The organism is Micromonospora sp. DT43 (genome assembly GCF_049841645.1).
In the GTDB taxonomy this organism is placed as follows: domain Bacteria; phylum Actinomycetota; class Actinomycetes; order Mycobacteriales; family Micromonosporaceae; genus Micromonospora.
Map to the genome: position 1 here is coordinate 480903 of NZ_JBNCKR010000004.1, position 15906 is coordinate 496808.

14 protein-coding genes, 1 tRNA gene and 1 pseudogene are annotated in these 15906 nt (G+C 69.8%); 11 read left to right on the forward strand and 5 right to left on the reverse strand.

What is annotated here, in order from left to right:
- The first annotated feature begins 33 nt into the window (after nt 1–33).
- The gene (locus ACLQ26_RS13765) at nt 34–462 is read left to right on the forward strand and encodes an ester cyclase (RefSeq protein WP_425744770.1); all 429 of its coding nucleotides are present in this window, start codon (nt 34–36) and stop codon (nt 460–462) included.
- Here the strand turns inward: ACLQ26_RS13765 and ACLQ26_RS13770 are convergent.
- Nucleotides 443–1018 (reverse strand): Uma2 family endonuclease, encoded by a 576-nt coding sequence (locus tag ACLQ26_RS13770; protein WP_425744771.1) that lies wholly within the window; start codon nt 1016–1018, stop codon nt 443–445. The genes ACLQ26_RS13765 and ACLQ26_RS13770 overlap by 20 nt on opposite strands.
- Nucleotides 1019–1108: 90 nt before the next feature.
- Here ACLQ26_RS13770 and ACLQ26_RS13775 point away from each other — a divergent pair, with 90 nt between their 5' ends.
- The 8 genes from ACLQ26_RS13775 (at nt 1109) to ACLQ26_RS13810 (ending at nt 10127) form a co-directional block, all read left to right on the forward strand.
- Entirely contained in the window at nt 1109–1720 is a 612-nt protein-coding gene (locus ACLQ26_RS13775; RefSeq protein WP_425744772.1) for a NuoI/complex I 23 kDa subunit family protein, read from the forward strand.
- A 100-nt stretch (nt 1721–1820) separates the two neighbouring features.
- Nucleotides 1821–2387, forward strand: a complete 567-nt coding sequence (locus ACLQ26_RS13780; RefSeq protein WP_425744773.1) for an NADH-quinone oxidoreductase subunit J family protein — start codon at nt 1821–1823, stop codon at nt 2385–2387.
- Nucleotides 2384–2737, forward strand: a complete 354-nt coding sequence (nuoK, locus tag ACLQ26_RS13785; RefSeq protein WP_425744774.1) for an NADH-quinone oxidoreductase subunit NuoK — start codon at nt 2384–2386, stop codon at nt 2735–2737. The genes ACLQ26_RS13780 and nuoK overlap by 4 nt, the downstream gene beginning before the upstream one ends.
- Nucleotides 2734–4668: an NADH-quinone oxidoreductase subunit L gene (locus ACLQ26_RS13790; RefSeq protein ID WP_425744775.1), complete on the forward strand. Its 1935-nt coding sequence runs from the start codon at nt 2734–2736 to the stop codon at nt 4666–4668. The genes nuoK and ACLQ26_RS13790 overlap by 4 nt, the downstream gene beginning before the upstream one ends.
- A gap of 55 nt (nt 4669–4723) precedes the next feature.
- Nucleotides 4724–6232, forward strand: a complete 1509-nt coding sequence (locus ACLQ26_RS13795) for a complex I subunit 4 family protein (protein ID WP_425744776.1) — start codon at nt 4724–4726, stop codon at nt 6230–6232.
- A 40-nt stretch (nt 6233–6272) separates the two neighbouring features.
- Complete coding sequence (locus ACLQ26_RS13800; RefSeq protein ID WP_425744777.1) at nt 6273–7751, forward strand: NADH-quinone oxidoreductase subunit N; 1479 nt, start codon at nt 6273–6275, stop codon at nt 7749–7751.
- Between the two features lie 99 nt (nt 7752–7850).
- A complete protein-coding gene (gene htpX, locus ACLQ26_RS13805; RefSeq protein WP_393302053.1) occupies nt 7851–8726 on the forward strand; it encodes a zinc metalloprotease HtpX in 876 nt (291 codons plus the stop codon).
- Between the two features lie 141 nt (nt 8727–8867).
- Complete coding sequence (locus tag ACLQ26_RS13810) at nt 8868–10127, forward strand: MFS transporter (protein ID WP_425744778.1); 1260 nt, start codon at nt 8868–8870, stop codon at nt 10125–10127.
- A gap of 90 nt (nt 10128–10217) precedes the next feature.
- Here the strand turns inward: ACLQ26_RS13810 and ACLQ26_RS13815 are convergent, their stop codons facing one another.
- Entirely contained in the window at nt 10218–10868 is a 651-nt protein-coding gene (locus ACLQ26_RS13815; RefSeq protein ID WP_425744779.1) for a hypothetical protein, read from the reverse strand.
- A gap of 200 nt (nt 10869–11068) precedes the next feature.
- Nucleotides 11069–11563, reverse strand: coding sequence for a YajQ family cyclic di-GMP-binding protein (locus ACLQ26_RS13820; RefSeq protein WP_007465350.1), 495 nt, complete (start codon nt 11561–11563; stop codon nt 11069–11071).
- 147 nt (nt 11564–11710) lie between these two features.
- On the opposite strand from ACLQ26_RS13820, the gene ACLQ26_RS13825 reads away from it, so the two are divergent.
- Both ACLQ26_RS13825 and ACLQ26_RS13830 read left to right on the forward strand, forming a co-directional pair.
- Nucleotides 11711–11794: transfer RNA gene (locus ACLQ26_RS13825), tRNA-Tyr, on the forward strand.
- Between the two features lie 566 nt (nt 11795–12360).
- Nucleotides 12361–13908: a pentapeptide repeat-containing protein gene (locus ACLQ26_RS13830; protein WP_425744780.1), complete on the forward strand. Its 1548-nt coding sequence runs from the start codon at nt 12361–12363 to the stop codon at nt 13906–13908.
- 290 nt (nt 13909–14198) lie between these two features.
- Here the strand turns inward: ACLQ26_RS13830 and nrdR are convergent.
- Nucleotides 14199–14651, reverse strand: a pseudogene (gene nrdR / locus ACLQ26_RS13835) (transcriptional regulator NrdR); the annotation flags it as partial.
- Between the two features lie 405 nt (nt 14652–15056).
- Nucleotides 15057–15497 carry a GntR family transcriptional regulator gene (locus tag ACLQ26_RS13840; RefSeq protein WP_425744781.1) on the reverse strand — a complete coding sequence of 147 codons (441 nt, stop codon included), beginning with the start codon at nt 15495–15497 and terminating at the stop codon, nt 15057–15059.
- Between the last annotated feature and the right edge of the window lie 409 nt (nt 15498–15906).

Below are 15906 nucleotides of genomic sequence, written 5' to 3' on the forward strand. Positions count from 1 at the left end.
CTACCGCTCAGCGACGCCGGATACCCTGCCGGCATGACGGATGTGGAGGCGGCGGCCCGGCGCTTCATCGCCGACGTGTGGAACGCCCGCCGGGAGGAGTCGGCCCACGAGTTGATCGCCGCGGAGTGCCCCGGGCTGGGCGGGACCGGTCCGGAGGCGACGTTGGCCTGGCACCGCGAGCGACGGGCGGCCTTCCCGGACCTGCGCTACAAGATCGTCGACGTGGTGGCCGCCGGTGAGCGGGTGGCCGTGCACTGGCGGGCGGCCGGCACCCACGCCGGACAGTTCGGGCCGGTGCCCCCGACCGGGCAGGTGGTCAGCTACTCCGGGGCGACGTTCCTGCGCTTCGACACGGCCGGCCAGATCGTCGAGGTGTGGAGCTGCAACGAGCTGTTCCAGCTCCTGCAACAGCTCGGCGTCGAGATGCTCCCACCGACAGTCGTCAGCGGACCCGGGGCGTGATCCGACTGAGTGGCAGGTTGATCGGGAACGGCTCGCCGGTGTCGACGAATTTCGTCCACCGCCCCGTCTCGGTGTAGACCTCGTTCACCGCGTCGATCCGGTAGGTGACGACCTCCAACGCGCCACCCTCGGTCTCGATCCGCCAGTAGAACGGGATGCCGGCCTGGGCGTACAGCGCCGGCTTCAACACCCGGTCGAGTGTTTCGGTGCCCTCGCCGACGACCTCGACGGCGAGCACGACCTCGCGCGGGGCGTACCAGTGCCGGTGCCCTTCGTCGTTCGCGGCGTGGAGGACCACCCCGTCAGGCACGAACGTCCGTCTGTCGTTCAGCCGCACCTCCACGCCGTGGACGGCGGCGTACCCGTCCGGTGACATGTCGTCCAACACGGCCATGAGACGCGCCGTGAGCTTCTGGTGCGTGGTTCGAGGAGGCGGCGGCATGAGCAGAATGCCGTCGTGCAATTCGCGGCGGCGATTGTCGTCGGGGAGTCTGTCGAGATCTCCGGTGGTCCAGCCGCCCTCCGGAGTGCAGAACGTTTCCAGTTCGGTCGTCATCGATCCTCCGGCCGGTTTGCGCATCCCACGGACACCCTAGGGTCGTGGACCTGTGGGTGGTGGTCGCGCGCGCCGGGGCCACAGGGCAGGATGGTCCACATGACCGACCCCAGCGAGCACGGCGGCCCGGCCGGCGGCGCCAGCGAGCGCGGCCTGCCCGGCGCGGGCCTGGTGAAGGGGCTGGCGGTCACCCTCAAGACGATGACCAGCCGCTCGACCACCCAGCAGTACCCGGACGTCGCCCCCGAGCTGCCGCCCCGCTCGCGCGGGGTGATCGCGCTGTCCGAGGAGAACTGCACGGTCTGCATGCTCTGCGCCCGTGAGTGCCCGGACTGGTGCATCTACATCGACTCGCACAAGGAGGAGGTGGCGGTGCCCGGCGCCGCCCGCCCCCGCCAGCGCAACGTGCTGGACAAGTTCGACATCGACTTCTCGCTCTGCATGTACTGCGGCATCTGCATCGAGGTCTGCCCGTTCGACGCGCTCTACTGGTCCCCGGAATTCGAGTACGCCGAGTACGACATCAAGGACCTGCTGCACGACAAGGAGCACCTCGGCCAGTGGATGGCCACGGTTCCGCCGCCGCCGGCGCACGACCCGAACGGCGAGCCGGCCAAGGAGGAGACCGCTGCGGCCAAGAAGGCCGCACGTTCCGTCCCACCGGCGGTACGCCCCGACGTCGACCCGGGCCCCGCGTCGTGACTGCCGTCGTCGTGACGGCCCGCGTCGCGATCGCCCGAGTCGTGGCGGGACACGTCGTGACGGGCCGAGGCGCGGCCCGCCCCGGCGGAAGGGCGGCGCGGTGACCGGCGCGGATCTGCTGCTGCTCGCCCTGGGCGCGGTCGCGGTGGGCGCCGGAGTGCTGGTGGTGACCACGAAGCACCTGGTGCGGGCCGGGCTCTACCTGGTGGTCTGCCTGGGCGCGCTGGCCGGCGACTATCTGGTGCTCGGCGCCGAGCTGGTCGCCTGGGTGCAGGTGCTGATCTACGTCGGCGCGGTGGTGGTGCTGCTGCTGTTCGCGGTGATGTTGACGCGGGCTCCGATCGGGGCGTCCGACGACCTGGACCGGCCGGGCTGGCCCGCCGCGCTGATCGGTGGCGGCGCGGGCCTGGGACTGAGCGTCCTGCTCGTCGACGCCTACCGCTGGAGCACCGTCACGCTGCCCGGCGCGGGCACGGCCGAGCGGCTGGGCGAGCAGATCTTCCGGTCCTGGGTGCTGCCGTTCGAGGTGCTCTCCGTCCTGCTGCTGTCCGCCCTGGTGGGGGCGGTGGTGCTGTCCCGGCCGGACATCGGCCGGCCCGCCCCGCAGAGCGACGGCACGGCGGCAGCGCCGCGGGCGGCAGGCGCGGATTCCGGGGTACGCCGGTGAGGCCCGTCATCCCGTACGTCACCGCGGCGCTGCTGTTCGGCCTCGGCGTGTACGGCGTGCTGCGTCGACGCAACGCCGTGCTGGTGCTGATGGCTGTCGAGCTGATGCTCAACGCGGTCAATCTCATCCTGGTCACCGCGGACACCACTGCCCGCGCGGTGCTGCCGCACTCCGGTCAGGTGTTCGCGCTGTTCGTCATCGTGCTGGCCGCCGCGGAGATCGGGGTGGGGCTGGCGATCGTCCTGCAGCTCTACCGCCTGCGGTCCACCGTGGCGGTGGACGACGTGGCATTGACCGAGCCAGCGGTGTCGGCGCAGCCCGTCGGCCAGAACGTGGAGGCGGACCGGTGACCGGGCTGCTCGGGGCGGCGCTGCCGGCCGTACCGCTGCTCGCGGGTCTGCTCGGTCTGCTCCTGCCGCCGGCCCCGCGTCGCCCGGGCGGCGCGGCCGCCGGTGACCGGGCGCGGACGGCCGCCGTGACGATCGGCGTGGCCGGCGCTGCCGGCGCGCTGGCGTTGGCCGTCGCCCTGCTGGTGACTGTCGACGGTCCGACCGAGACGTCGACGACCTGGGTCGACATCGGTGGGCTGACTGTGACCCTCGGCGTCCGCCTGGACGGCGCCGCCGCGCTGGTCGCCGTGGCGGTCGCCGCTGTCGCCCTGGCCGTGCAGGTCTACTCGATCGGCTACCTGCGGCGCGGCCCCCACGACGACGTCGACGTCGACCACCGCTACCCGCCGTACGCCGCCCAGATCAGCCTCTTCACCGGTGCGATGCTGCTGGTGGTGGTCTCCGGCGACCTGATCATGCTGCTGGTGGGCTGGGAGGTGATGGGCCTCTGCTCGTACCTGCTCATCGCCCACGACCGCCGGCTCGCGGGGGCGCCGGCCGCCGCGATGAAGGCGTTCCTGGTGACCCGGGTGGGTGACGTCGGCTTCCTGCTCGGCATCGCGCTGCTCGGCGTGTCGACGGGCAGCTTCCGGATCGCCGACGTGCTCGCGCACGAGCACAGCGGCGCGACCCTGACCGCCGCCGGTCTGCTGCTGCTGGCCGGGGTGGCCGGAAAGAGCGCGCAGTTCCCGCTGCACACCTGGCTGCCGGACGCGATGGCCGGCCCGACGCCGATCTCCGCGCTGATCCACGCCGCGACGATGGTGGCCGCCGGGGTGTACGCGGTGACCCGCCTCTACCCGCTGTTCACTGCCGCTCCGGTGACGTTGACAGTGCTCGGGGTGCTCGGCGCGATCACCCTCCTGCTCGGGGCGCTCGCCGCCACCGCCCAGGACGACATCAAGCGGGTGTTGGCCTGGTCGACCGTGTCCCAGCTCGGCTACATGACCGGCGCGCTGGCCGTCGGCTCACCGTCGGCGGCGCTGTTCCACCTGCTCACCCACGCCGCGTTCAAGGCGCTGCTGTTCCTCGCCGCCGGCGCGGTGATCCACGCCGTGGGCACCACGCTGATGTCGGAGATGGGTGGTCTGCGCCGCAGCATGCCTGTGACGTTCTGGTGCACGGTGATCGGCCTCGGCGCTCTCGCCGGTGTGCCGCCGCTGGCCGGTTTCTGGAGCAAGGACGGCGTGTTGACGGTCGCCGAGTCGGCCGCGCTGGAGGGCACCGGGCCGGCGCCGTCGTGGGTGGGGTGGCTGGTCTGGCTGGCCGGGTTGCTCGGTGTGGCGATCACCGCCTGGTACGCGGGCCGGCTCCTGCTGCGGGCCTTCTTCGGCGAGCCGCGGCTGCCGCTCGTCACGCCGCACGACCCTCCGGCGGTGTTGCGGTGGCCGGTGCTGCTGTTGGCCGTGCCGGCCGCGCTGCTCGGCCTGGGCGGGTTCGTGGGCGCGTTCGCCGACCGGCTGCGGTTCGCCACCGTGCCGGTCGCCGGTGCGGAGGACGGCCTGGTCCACGTCGGGCCGGCGCTGCTGCTGCCGCTGGCGCTGCTGGCGATCGGAGCGGGCCTGGTCTGGGCGGGCTGGCAGCGGGACAGGGCCGCCGACCCGGCGACCGCGCTGGGTCCGCTGCGGCCGGTCTTCGCCCGCGCGTTCCGGCTCGACGACGTGCAGCACACCCTTGTCGTACGCCCCGTCCGGACGCTGGCCCGCCTCGCCCGCAGCGGCGACGAGGTGGTGGTCGACGGGGCGGTCGAGGGCAGCGGCCGGGCCGCCTCCGGTCTGGGCGCCGGGCTGGCCGCGCTGCACCGCGCGGCGCTGCCCCGGGCCGCCGCCGGTGTGCTGGCCGGCGCCCTGCTGATCGGCCTGGCCGCCGCCCTGCTGGGAGTAATCCAGTGAGCGCGAGGAGTGAGCCGGGTTTGCGAGCCCCGCAGTCGCGAACAGAGGCGATCCGATGACGCTTGGGCAGGTTCTGCTTGTCGCCGTGCTGGTGGTGCCCGCGCTGGGGGCGGTCGCGGTGGCGGCGACTCCTCGGGATCGGGCGGCGCGGATCGTCGGTACCGTCGCGGCGGCGCTGACCCTGCTCGCCGCCGTGCCGCTGGTGTTCGGTGGGCGAGGGTGGTTCGCCTGGTCGGCCGGTACGCCTGCGGTGCGCCCCTGGCACCAGGTGGACCTGCCCTGGGTGCCCGGTCTGGCCCTGCGCTTCCACCTCGGCGTCGACGGCATCTCCTGGCCGCTTGTGGTGCTGACCGCGCTGCTCACACTGCTCTGCTGCGCGTACACGGTGTGGCGGGTGCCGGGCGGCGGCAGCGGCCGGGCGCTGGTGGCCCTGCTGCTGGTGGTCGAGGTGGGCATCCTCGGTACGTTCCTCGCCCTGGACCTGGTGCTGTTCTTCCTCTTCTTCGAGGTCGTCCTGCTCCCGATGTACGCGATCATCGCCGGTTGGGGTGGCGCGGACCGGCGGCGGGCGGCCCGCAAGTTCGCGCTCTACACCCTGTTCGGGTCGGTGCTGCTGCTGGTCGGTGTGTACGTCGTGGTCGCCGCCGCGGGCACCGCCGACGTGGTCGCGCTTACCGGTGGGGGCGGGCTGTCCCGGGGCACCCAGTTGGCGGCGTTCACGCTGCTCGCGCTCGCGTTCGCGGTGAAGAGCCCGCTCTGGCCGCTGCACTCCTGGCTGCCCGACGCGCACACGCAGGCCCCGACCGTGGGCAGCGTCGTGCTGGCGGGCGTGCTGCTCAAGATGGGTACGTACGGCCTGATCCGGGTGGCGGTCGGGGTGGCACCGGAGGGCGCCCGCTGGGCCGCGCCGGTGCTCGGCGTGCTGGCGGTCGCCGCGATCCTGGTCGGCTCGCTTGTCTGCCTGGCCCAGGCCGAGGTGAAGCGGCTCATCGCGTACTCAAGCGTGGGCCACATGGGCTTCGTGCTGCTGGGCGTCGCCACGCTTACCGCCACAGGCGTCCAGGCGGCCCTGATCGGCAACGTCGCGCACGGCGTGATCACCGCTCTGCTGTTCTTCCTCGCCGGTGCCGTGAAGGACCGCACCGGCACGGGCGCGCTCACCGAGCTGTCCGGGCTGCGGGAGACCGCGCCCCGGCTGGCCGGTCTGCTGGCGTTCGCGGCGATCGCGTCGCTCGGCCTGCCGGGGCTGGCCGGCTTCTGGGGGGAGGCGTTCGCGGTGGTCGCGGCGATCCAGGTGGGCGGCCCGCTGTGGACCACTCTCGCGGTGCTGGCGGCGATCGGTGGCGCGCTCACGGCCGCGTACTTCCTGCGGTTGTTGCGTCAGGTCACCCACGGGCGGCCGAGCCCCACGGTGGGCCGGGTCGGTTCCGGCCTGGCCGGCGCGGAGCTGACCGCGTGGGCCCCGCTGGTGCTGCTCGCGCTTGCCATCGGGCTGGTCCCGGCGCTGGTCCTCGGCGTCGCCGAGGCTCCCGTCGACGCCCTCATCGAGGTGGTTTCCCGGTGAGCGCGACGCAGTGGGTGGACGCGAACGAGGGCGGGTCCGCATGAGCACCGTGCAGAGCGTGGACAGCGTGGCGTTGCTGCCGGCGTACCTGGCGGCCGGCACCGCAGTACTCGTGCTGATCGTCGATCTTGTGTTGGCGCGGCCTCGGGCCACTGTCGCGGTGGCCGCCCTCGGCGCGCTCGGCACCGCCGTCGGCGCCGCCGTGGTCGGTGCGGGTGACGAGCGGCGCACGTTCTGTGTCGGCGCCGACTGCTCCTGGGTCTTCGGCGGGCGGGCGGCACTGGTCGCCGTGGTGGTGGCGCTGCTCACCCTGGGCGTTCTCGGGCTGTCGGTGCCGGCGCTGCGGGCCGGGCGGTCGCCGGTGGGGGAGTACGCCTTCCTGCTCGCCTGCTCGATGACCGGCGGTGTGGTGCTCGGCGCGGCCGGCGACCTGATCACCCTGATCGTGGCGTTGGAGACGCTGACCCTGCCGCTGTACGTGCTCGTCGGCCTGCGCCGGGGCAGCCTGGCCAGCGCCGAGGCGGCGGTGACGTTCTTCGTGGTGAGCGTGGTGGCCACCACGATCACCCTGCTCGGCGCGGCACTGCTGTACGCGGTGACCGGTTCGCTGCACCTGGACCGGCTCGGCGCGCTGCTGGCCGAGCGCCCGGAGCTGCGCGACCTGCCGCTGACCACCGCCGCCGTGGCGTTGCTGCTGCTCGGGCTGGCCTTCAAGGTGGCGGCGGTGCCGTTCCACGCGTGGGCGCCGGCCACCTACGACGGCGCTCCGCTGCCGGTGGCCGCGTACCTGTCGACGGCGTCGAAGCTGGGCGGCCTCGTCGCGTTGCTCGCAGTGGTGCAGCGGGCGCTGCCGGCGGACCAGACCGGCCCGGTGCTCGCCCTGCTGGCGGTGCTCACGATGACAGTCGGCAACCTGGTGGCGCTGCGCCAGCGGCGTACCGTCCGGCTGCTCGCCTGGTCCTCGGTGGCGCAGGCCGGCTACATCCTGGCCCCGCTGGGCGCATTGGCGCTGGCCGCCGGTCGCACGGGCGAGGCACGGTCCGCCGCGTACGCCGCCGCTGTGGCGTACGCCGTCTTCTTCGTGGTGTTGGAGCTGGCCGCGTTCGCCGGGGTGACCGCGCTGCGCCCGGCGGGCGCGGACGGCGGCACGCTTGACGACCTGCGCGGGGCGGCCCGCCGGCACCCGTGGCGGGGCGCGGCGCTCGGTCTCGCGCTCGTGGGTCTGGCCGGGCTGCCGCCGGGCCTGGCCGGCCTGTTCGCGAAGGTGACAGTGGTCCGGTCCCTGCTGGACGGCGGAGCTGCCTGGCTGGCGCTTGTGGTGGCGCTGAACGCGGTGATCGGGTTGGCCTACTACCTGCGGGTGACCGCCGGCCTGTGGTCGCCGACCGCGACACCGGGCGCCGTGGTTCCGGTCGTGCCGGCGGGGGGCGTGGTGGCGGTGGTGCTGGCGGTGGCCACGGTGGCCGCCGTGGTGCTCGGCGTCGCCCCGCAGGTGGTGCTCGACCTCGCCGGCCGCTGAGTCTCAGTCAACTCTCAGCGTTGGGACGGATGGTTGACGGGTACCGGGTTGTTGAACCGGTCAGCGGATCCCGGAGATCCGTGCACCGAAGGAGAGATCGTGCACCACAACCGTCTGAAGACCGCCGCGCTGCTCGGTCTGCTCACCGCCCTGATCCTTGCGGTGGGCTACGGGTTCGGCGGCAGTGGCGGCCTGGTCATCGCCGTCCTCATCTCACTCGTCATGAACGGCATTTCCTACTTCTACTCCGACAAGCTCGCACTGCGCTCGATGCGGGCGCAACCGGTCAGCGAGGCGCAGTTCCCCGAGCTGTACCGGATGGTGCGCGAGCTGGCGACCGAGGCCCGGCAGCCCATGCCGCGCCTGTACGTCAGCCCGACCGCCCAGCCCAACGCGTTCGCCACCGGGCGTAACCCGCAGCACGCGGCGGTCTGCGTGACCCAGGGCATCACCGAGATCCTGGATTACCGGGAGCTGCGGGGTGTGATCGGGCACGAGCTGTCCCACGTCTACAACCGGGACATCCTGATCTCCAGCGTGGCGGCCGGTCTGGCCGGCATCATCACCTTCCTGGCGAACATCGCCTGGTTCATCCCGCTGGGCGGAGGGGACGACGAGGATTCGCCGAACCCGGCCGTCCTGCTGCTGACCCTGATCCTCGGCCCGATCGCGGCCACGGTGATCCAGTTGGCGATCAGCCGCAGCCGCGAGTTCCAGGCGGACCAGTCGGGCGCCGAGCTGAGCCGCGACCCGCTGGCGCTGGCGAGCGCCCTGCGCAAGATCGACGCCGTGGCCCGGCGACGCCCGCTACCCGCCCAGGGCACGCTCACCAGCACCGCACACCTGATGATCGCCAACCCGTTCTCCGGTGGCGCGGTGGCCGCGCTCTTCTCCACCCACCCGAAGATGGAGGACCGGGTCGCCCGCCTGGAGCGGATGGCCGCCAACTCCGGACCGGTGCAGTTCCAGCGCTGACCTTTGCGCTCTCCGCCCGTACCCGCGATGCAGCGGGTGCGGGCGGAGTGCTGTGTCGGGGCTGATATCCGGTACAGCCCGAAGACTCTGCGGCGTTAGGGTCATAACCGCTCACACCCATTACATCCCGGGAGGTTCACGGTGGCCGCGCTGCGTCAGTACCTGGGTGTCTGGCGGATCCCCGGTGCGCCGATCCTGCTGGTCACCGGCATCATCGGTCGACTCGGAATCGGCATGACACCGCTGGCGCTGCTGCTGGTGGTCGAGCAGGTGACCGGCCGGTACGCCCTGGCCGCCGTCGCCGGCGGCATCTACGCCGTCGCCGGCGCCGCGCTCAGCCCGGTGGCCGGGCGGATCGCCGACCGGGTCGGCCCGAGCCCGGTGCTGCTGGTCACCGCCGTGGCCCACCCGCTTGCGCTCACCGGACTGCTGCTGGCCAGCCGCTCGGGTGACGACGCACTCGCCGCCATCTACCTGACGGCCGGTGTCGCCGGTGCGACGTACCCGCCGCTCACCGCCGCCATCCGCGGCGCCTGGAACGAGCTGACCAGCCCCGCCTCCGGCCGGTACGCCCTGCGCAACACCGCTCTGGCCGCGGAGACCTCGCTCTTCGAGATCGTGTTCGTGCTCGGCCCGCTGCTCGTGGCCGGTTTCGTGCTGGTCGCCGACGCGGCCGCGGCGCTGATCGGGGCAGCGGTGGTCACCCTGGTGGGCACCACCGCCGTGGCCCTCGGTCGGGTGATGCGCGGATGGCGCCCGCACCCGCGCGAACACCACGCCCGTGGGCTCGGTCCGCTGCGGGTCGGCGGCTTTCCGGCCCTGCTGGTCTGCGTGGCCGGGCTGGGCATCGCGTTCGGGGCCGCCGGTGTGATCGTTCCGGCGTACGCCGGCAACGCCACCACCGACGATCCGGAGAGCCTGGCCGGACTGCTCCTGGCGGTCTGGGGGATCGGCAGCGCGATCGGCGGGTTCTGGTTCGGTGTCCGCCGTCCGGCGCCGAACATGACAAGGCAGTTCGCCCTGCTGCTCGGGGCACTGGCCGGCACGTTCGTGGTGTTCGCCGTCATGCCCACGCCACTGGCGCTGGGCGTCGCGCTTGTCGTCGGCGGGGCCACCATCGCGCCGGCGCTGACCCTGGAGAACACCCTGGTCGGCCGGATCGCCCCGGCGGGCATGCTGAACGAGGCGTACACCTGGGTCGTCACGGTCGCCGTGGCGGCGAGCGCCGCCGGCGGCGCGGTGGCCGGCCTGATCGTGGACCGCGCCGGCGGCGTGCCGTGGGCATTCGTCTTCGCGGGGGCGGCGGTGGCCGTCGGGGCCGCGGTCGCCGCGCTGCCCGCCGGGCCCATCGCCCGGGCAGAAGCCTCGGCGGTACGCGCCGAAGAGCCCATCCCCGTCTGACCCCACCGCGTCGCATCATTCGTCGGCCCGGCCGTCTGCGCAGACGCAGCCGCGGCCTGACGATCACGTGCCCGCTGGAGGAGCCGCCGGTTATTCAGGGGGCCGGCAATGTCTGGTTGTGTCATCAACCGGTGAGCACAGAGCGATGCCGTAGCGGAACGAGAACTCATAGGGGTGGCCGCCTGACGTGTAGCGCACGATCAGTTGCTCGGCGACTGCTGTTTCCTCTCCGATCTTGCGCACCTGCACGCGCAGATCGGTCATGGCTGCACCGCGGCTCCTGGCGTGCGGATCATCAGGCATGCAGTCAACAGCCCTGTCGAAAATGATGGGCTTCCGGGACAACGGGATCCGGCTGCCGCCGTCGGTAGCGTTCCGCGGCACGAGCGCGAACGCCTCCACTCGCATGCTGCCCATGGACATGTCGGGCTGAATATCGTCGATGGTCACTCGGCCGGGCCGGTCGAGGCAGAACCCCGCCTGGCCTGACGTGCTCTGGACAACAACAGCGCCCGCGTCGACGTCGGGGATCCGCACTCCCGCGCCGATGAAGTGGTCTGGGACGATGATGCGCGCATCATTCGGGCTTTGCTCAGATGTAGTCGCCGGCGCGGGTTCGGCCGCCGCGCTTCGCGGAGGTTCGGCTTCGGCGTCTCGCTGACCTGTCGTGCAGGCAGCGCAGAGCATCGCGATGAGCACGGCGGCGCTGCGTCGAGCAGCCTCGCGCGGGTGGGTGATCACATCACGAGCATGTCATCACCTGGATCCAGGCACCGCCCTTGCTCTGCCTCGTGCGGGATTGATGGGGTTCGAACAGCGACCGCGCCGACGAGAGACCCGGCGGCCGTCAGGCCGTCGGTCAGCGAGCTACGCCGCCTGCCGACCGATGGTGCCGGAGGCAGCGCCGTCGCATCGCTGTCGACCAGTGGCGGCAGGCGCCCTCACCTGTAGTTCGTGAACTGGAGGGCCACGCCGAAGTCCTCGCCCTTGAGCAGCGAGATGACCGCCTGGAGGTCGTCCCGCTTCTTGCCGGTGACGCGCAGCTGGTCACCCTGGATCTGCGCCTGGACGCCCTTGGGGCCCTCGTCGCGGATCTTCTTGCTGATCGCCTTGGCCTTGTCCGTCTCGATGCCCTGGATCACCTTGCAGTCGATCTTGAACACCTTGCCGGACGGGCGCGCCTCGCCAGCGTCCAGCGACTTCAGCGAAATGTTCCGCTTGACCAGCTTCTCCTTGAACACGTCCAGCGCGGCGCGGACCCGCTCCTCGGTCTCCGCCTGGAGGCCGATCGCCTCTTCGCCCGACCAGGAGATCTCCGCGCCCGTGCCGCGGAAGTCGAACCGCGTCGAGAGCTCCTTCTCGGCCTGCCGAAGGGCGTTGTCGACCTCCTGGCGGTCGACCTTGCTCACGATGTCGAATGACGGGTTCGCTGGCATGCTTCTGCTCCTGCTGTCGGGCGGTCCGGGCGTGCCGTCGGCCGCCGACCAGCGGCACGACCCCCTGACCGTACCCGGTTGCGCCGGTCCCGGGGTGAGCCGCTATCCTTGCTTCCGCCGCCGCGTTACGACGCGGTGGGGTGCCCTGGCGGGTTGCCCGAGCGGCCAATGGGAGCGGACTGTAAATCCGTCGCGAAAGCTTCAGAGGTTCGAATCCTCTACCCGCCACCAGGTGCAGACACGGCCCCTGACCAGCAGTAATGCTGATCGGGGGCCGTTGTCGTTCGTCTAGCCGAGTCCGGCTGGGTCCAGGCGATGATGACTGGTTGTGGGCAGATGGTGGGCAGGTCGATCTTGCCTCTCAGGGCTCTCCTGGGGCTGCCACGCTCGTGCTTTAGTGAGTTGCCGGCCTGACGTGGGCCGCGCGCCTGGAGCGACCGGCTGAGGGCTGCTTGTCGGGCTCTGCTGGCTACGGAAGATGGGCCGGGGGCAAGCCAGTCCTGGGGTTGGACTGGCGCGGCAGTCGGAAGCCCTGACCCTCGATCAGGTCGACCTGCTGGCTTCCGTGCCGCCTGACCGTGGTCATCCTGTGTCTGCATCAGTGGAGTTCGGGGCGGCGGCCCGGCGGCAGTCGGTGGCTCTCCGCCCCGGCGCCGGAGGCGGCCGGGGCGGCTTGCCACCGGCCGGCTCACCGCCCGCGCCGCGCGGAGCGCGGCGCCTTGATCTCAAAGAGGTGAATTCGGCAAGGTAGTCCGATGAAGCGCGGCCGTATGTGGGCAAGACAGAGGCTCCGTGCCATGGCAGTACGTGCCGCCACGACTTCGTTGGGACCGCGGGCGCTCTGGAAACGATCGCTCAAGACCAACAGGGCGGGAAAACGCATCAGGGATTGGCGGAGCTACGAACCCCTGCGTCCAATCACTCTTGTTGTCGGCACGGTTGTTCTTCTTCTGCTTGTCCTGATGGCTGCTGCATGGATGTGGAGAACCGCCCTTGAGGGGGACGGCCTAACTTCAGGCTCGCTTTCTGTCGTCGAGCAGGCAGACATAACATTGCGGCGCACTCAGATTAAACTGGACGCTATCCGAAATGCCTTAGGGGTCGCTGCGGCAATGGGGGCTGTGGTTGCGCTGCTCTTGGCGCTCCGGCGACAATATGTGAGGGAGCGCCTCGATCGTGATGATCTTTATCTGAAGCAGCGCACCGCCGACTATGTTGAAGTTGACGCTACAGAGAAGCGAATTACAGAGCTGTACGTCAAGGCGGCAGAACAGCTCGGTTCAGAGAAGGCGCCGATCCGTATGGCTGGAGTGTACGCGCTTGAGAGGCTTGCTGACGACACGCCAAGCCAAAGGCAAACAATTGTCGACCTGTTGTGCGCGTACCTACGCATGCCGTTTAACCCGAGTGACCTGGAGTTTGATCCAGCTGTGGGTGAAATTGAATCGGAAGGGCATCGAGTGAGACTCGACGCCGCCCTGCGAGAGCGAGAGGTACGCTTAACCGTCCAGTCCGTGTTGCGGAGGCACCTGCACCGAGCTGAACTTTCTGATTCGTCTCCCGCATCAGTTGCTGGCATTCCTTCAAGAGGTCCAACTCTGAACGGAAGTTTTCGGAAGTGGGATCATGTGGCGCTGAACCTGGCGGGTGCGTCCCTGCTGGACTTGGACTTTTCCGGGGTCGAATTTGATCGAGCTGTCTTCGATGGGGCTATCTTCTACGGAAGATCGATCTTCTCATCTAGTCGCTGGGAGCAGGCAACTTTCGTTGGAGCCACCTTCGCAGGTTTAGCTGACTTTCGCGACGTTCAGGCTTCGCTTCTTGCGATGAGCGAAAGTGCGTTCGTGGAGGAAGTTCGGTTCGAACGTGCTCATTTTGGAGTAATTGATGCGACTGGAGTTGTGTTCCAAGCTGGTGCGGCTTTTAACTACGTGAACTTCGAGAAGAGTAGTAGCTTTGCGTCTTCATTGTTTTTGGGAGGCGCGGATTTCGATGCGGCCAGCTTCGGGGCTTTGGTCTTCGAAGGTTCCCGTTTCATTCAGAGGGCGGGTTTCACTCGCTGCTATTTCAATGATGCAGTGAATTTTCGGCGGGCGATTTTTGGGGCGAGTGTGGAGTTTGAAGGATCGGTTGTGACGCGCGCTTTTCTCAATCGACACGTTCTGCCGGTTGGCTGGAGTATGGGTCATTATGTGGGGGCTGAGTCGAGGGCGGTGGTTGAGTTCGTAGGCTTGGAAAGCGAGCCAGCTGATGATTATCCCCCTGTCATCAAAGTCCCCTCGTCGGAAGTTGATTGTTGCGTTCGTGGCGGCGGGATTTATAGGAGGGGTGCCAAGGCTGGTTAAATGCTGAATGTTTGGAAGACTAGATTGTCACTGCCGCGATATTGAGAGATGAGTCAATTCGAGTAGGCGTGCCCGTGTCTAATGGTGGCCGCCGGTGTCAATCTCTGATCTCAAGCCGAACTCGTCGCAGCACGGGCTCGCTCGCGGTGCGGCCACCGCTTCCCGCATCGACAGCACACACGCCTTCCTTCGACAACTTCGCTCGGAATTTCCTCCTGGGCAATCGGACATATATCGCCCCGGACGTGACCTTCCGTCATGCTTCCTCCTTCTCGTAGTGTTTTCTCGATCCCTACCGGCATCTGAGCCTGGGAACGCCCGGCCCTTGCCTCGCGCTCGAAGTCGGCAAGTGAGTCGAAGGAGCGGTAGACACTGGCGAACCGCAGGTAGGCGATCTCGTCCAGGTCGCGCAGCGGGCCCAGGATCGCCAGGCCCACCTCGTGACTGGGGATCTCGGCGGCCCCCTTGGCCCGGACGGTCTCCTCCACCCGCTGCGCGAGCAGCGCGAGTGAGTCGTCGTCCACCGGCCGGCCCTGGCACGCCTTACGCACCCCGCCGATGATCTTCGTGCGGCTGAACGGCTCGGTCACCCCGCTGCGCTTGACGACCGCGAGGACCGCCTCCTCGACGGTGGTGAACCGCTTGCCGCACTCCGGGCAGGACCGCCGCCGTCGGATGAGCTGGCCGTCGTCGGCCTCCCGCGAGTCGACCACCCGGGAGTCAGCCTGCCGGCAGTACCGCACGACGCAATCAGACGCCGGCTGCAGGTCGACTCGTCCGTCGCCCGTCACGCCAGGCGCTCTATTGGGGCCTGGACAGGTGTTTCTTCTGGCCTTGCCGGTCGCTGGCGACCAACCATGGCTGACCTCTGACGGCCGATTCATGGACCAGGCTGCGTTATGGAGACGGCCTAACGCTGGATTCCGTCAGTGAGGCAAGCGTGGGCATCGATATCGTCGGCCGTCGTCGCAGGGTCGTCCAGGCCGGGGCAGAGCGAGCGTGGGTGCCCTCGACCATGAGGTCCCATCCCATCCCATCCGACCGTCGCCAGTTCGGTGCCACAGTCGACGTGTCTCCCCTGCGTCGGGCGGGCTTGTGGCCGAGGCGCGCCCAGGCTGCGGCGCGTGCGGCGCCATCTTGAGGATGAATTAAAGGTGCGAACTGCTTTGTCGCTCTGTCGGTAGCAGCCGGTAGGTCCTAGTTACTGTTCGGACGGCTCCGCTTGTTCGAGCGAGGCTCTGTTGTTCCATCAGGGTCGTGCCCACCTCGACGGCGAAAAGGGCCGCAAGCTCCGCGTCGGCGGCGACTCGGCGCTGTTGCGTTTCCGTCTCGGAACCCTCGTCTATGTCGGGCTGATGTTGCTGAGGGGTTGCGTAGGTGCCGCGGCCGTGTTCAGTGGCTACCAAGCCTGCCTCGCGTAACGCGGCTATCGCCTGACGGACCGTGCCGCGCGCTGCCCGGAATTCGGCGGTGAGGGTGCTCTCGGTCGGCAGGAGGGCTCCGGGCGCGATAACGCCGCTCTCGATTTGCTCTCTCAACTCTTCGGCGATGGCGCGGTAGCGGGGCTGTCCGTAGTGCGGGGTGGGCACCTGCTCACCGTACCTGGCACTTGTCTTACCAAGTGCCAACCAAGTGACCCGTTTCGACGTCTAGACAACTCGTCTACTTGTAGATACGTTTCTCGGTGTGCGGCTGGGGTGACGGCTCGTGTCAGGGGTGGCCTCGCGCCGGCCCTGGCCGCACCTGAAGCGCGGCGTCCTGTCGGACCGGTTGCGGTAGCCGCGCGTACAAGTTGGCTCGGCGATACCCGACCCGTCCGGCGTCGGACGGTGCGCCGTGCCTTCATCCGGGCCGGTGGCCGGCCGCATTCCCCCGTGGCTGGCCACCGGCCCCCGTCTACCTGTGGAGGTGCGATGTCCGGCTCTCATCGTCGGTACCGTTGGTTCTCGTCCTGGTGGTCCCGGAGGCGCCCATCTGCCCGGGGTGTTACCAGCAACG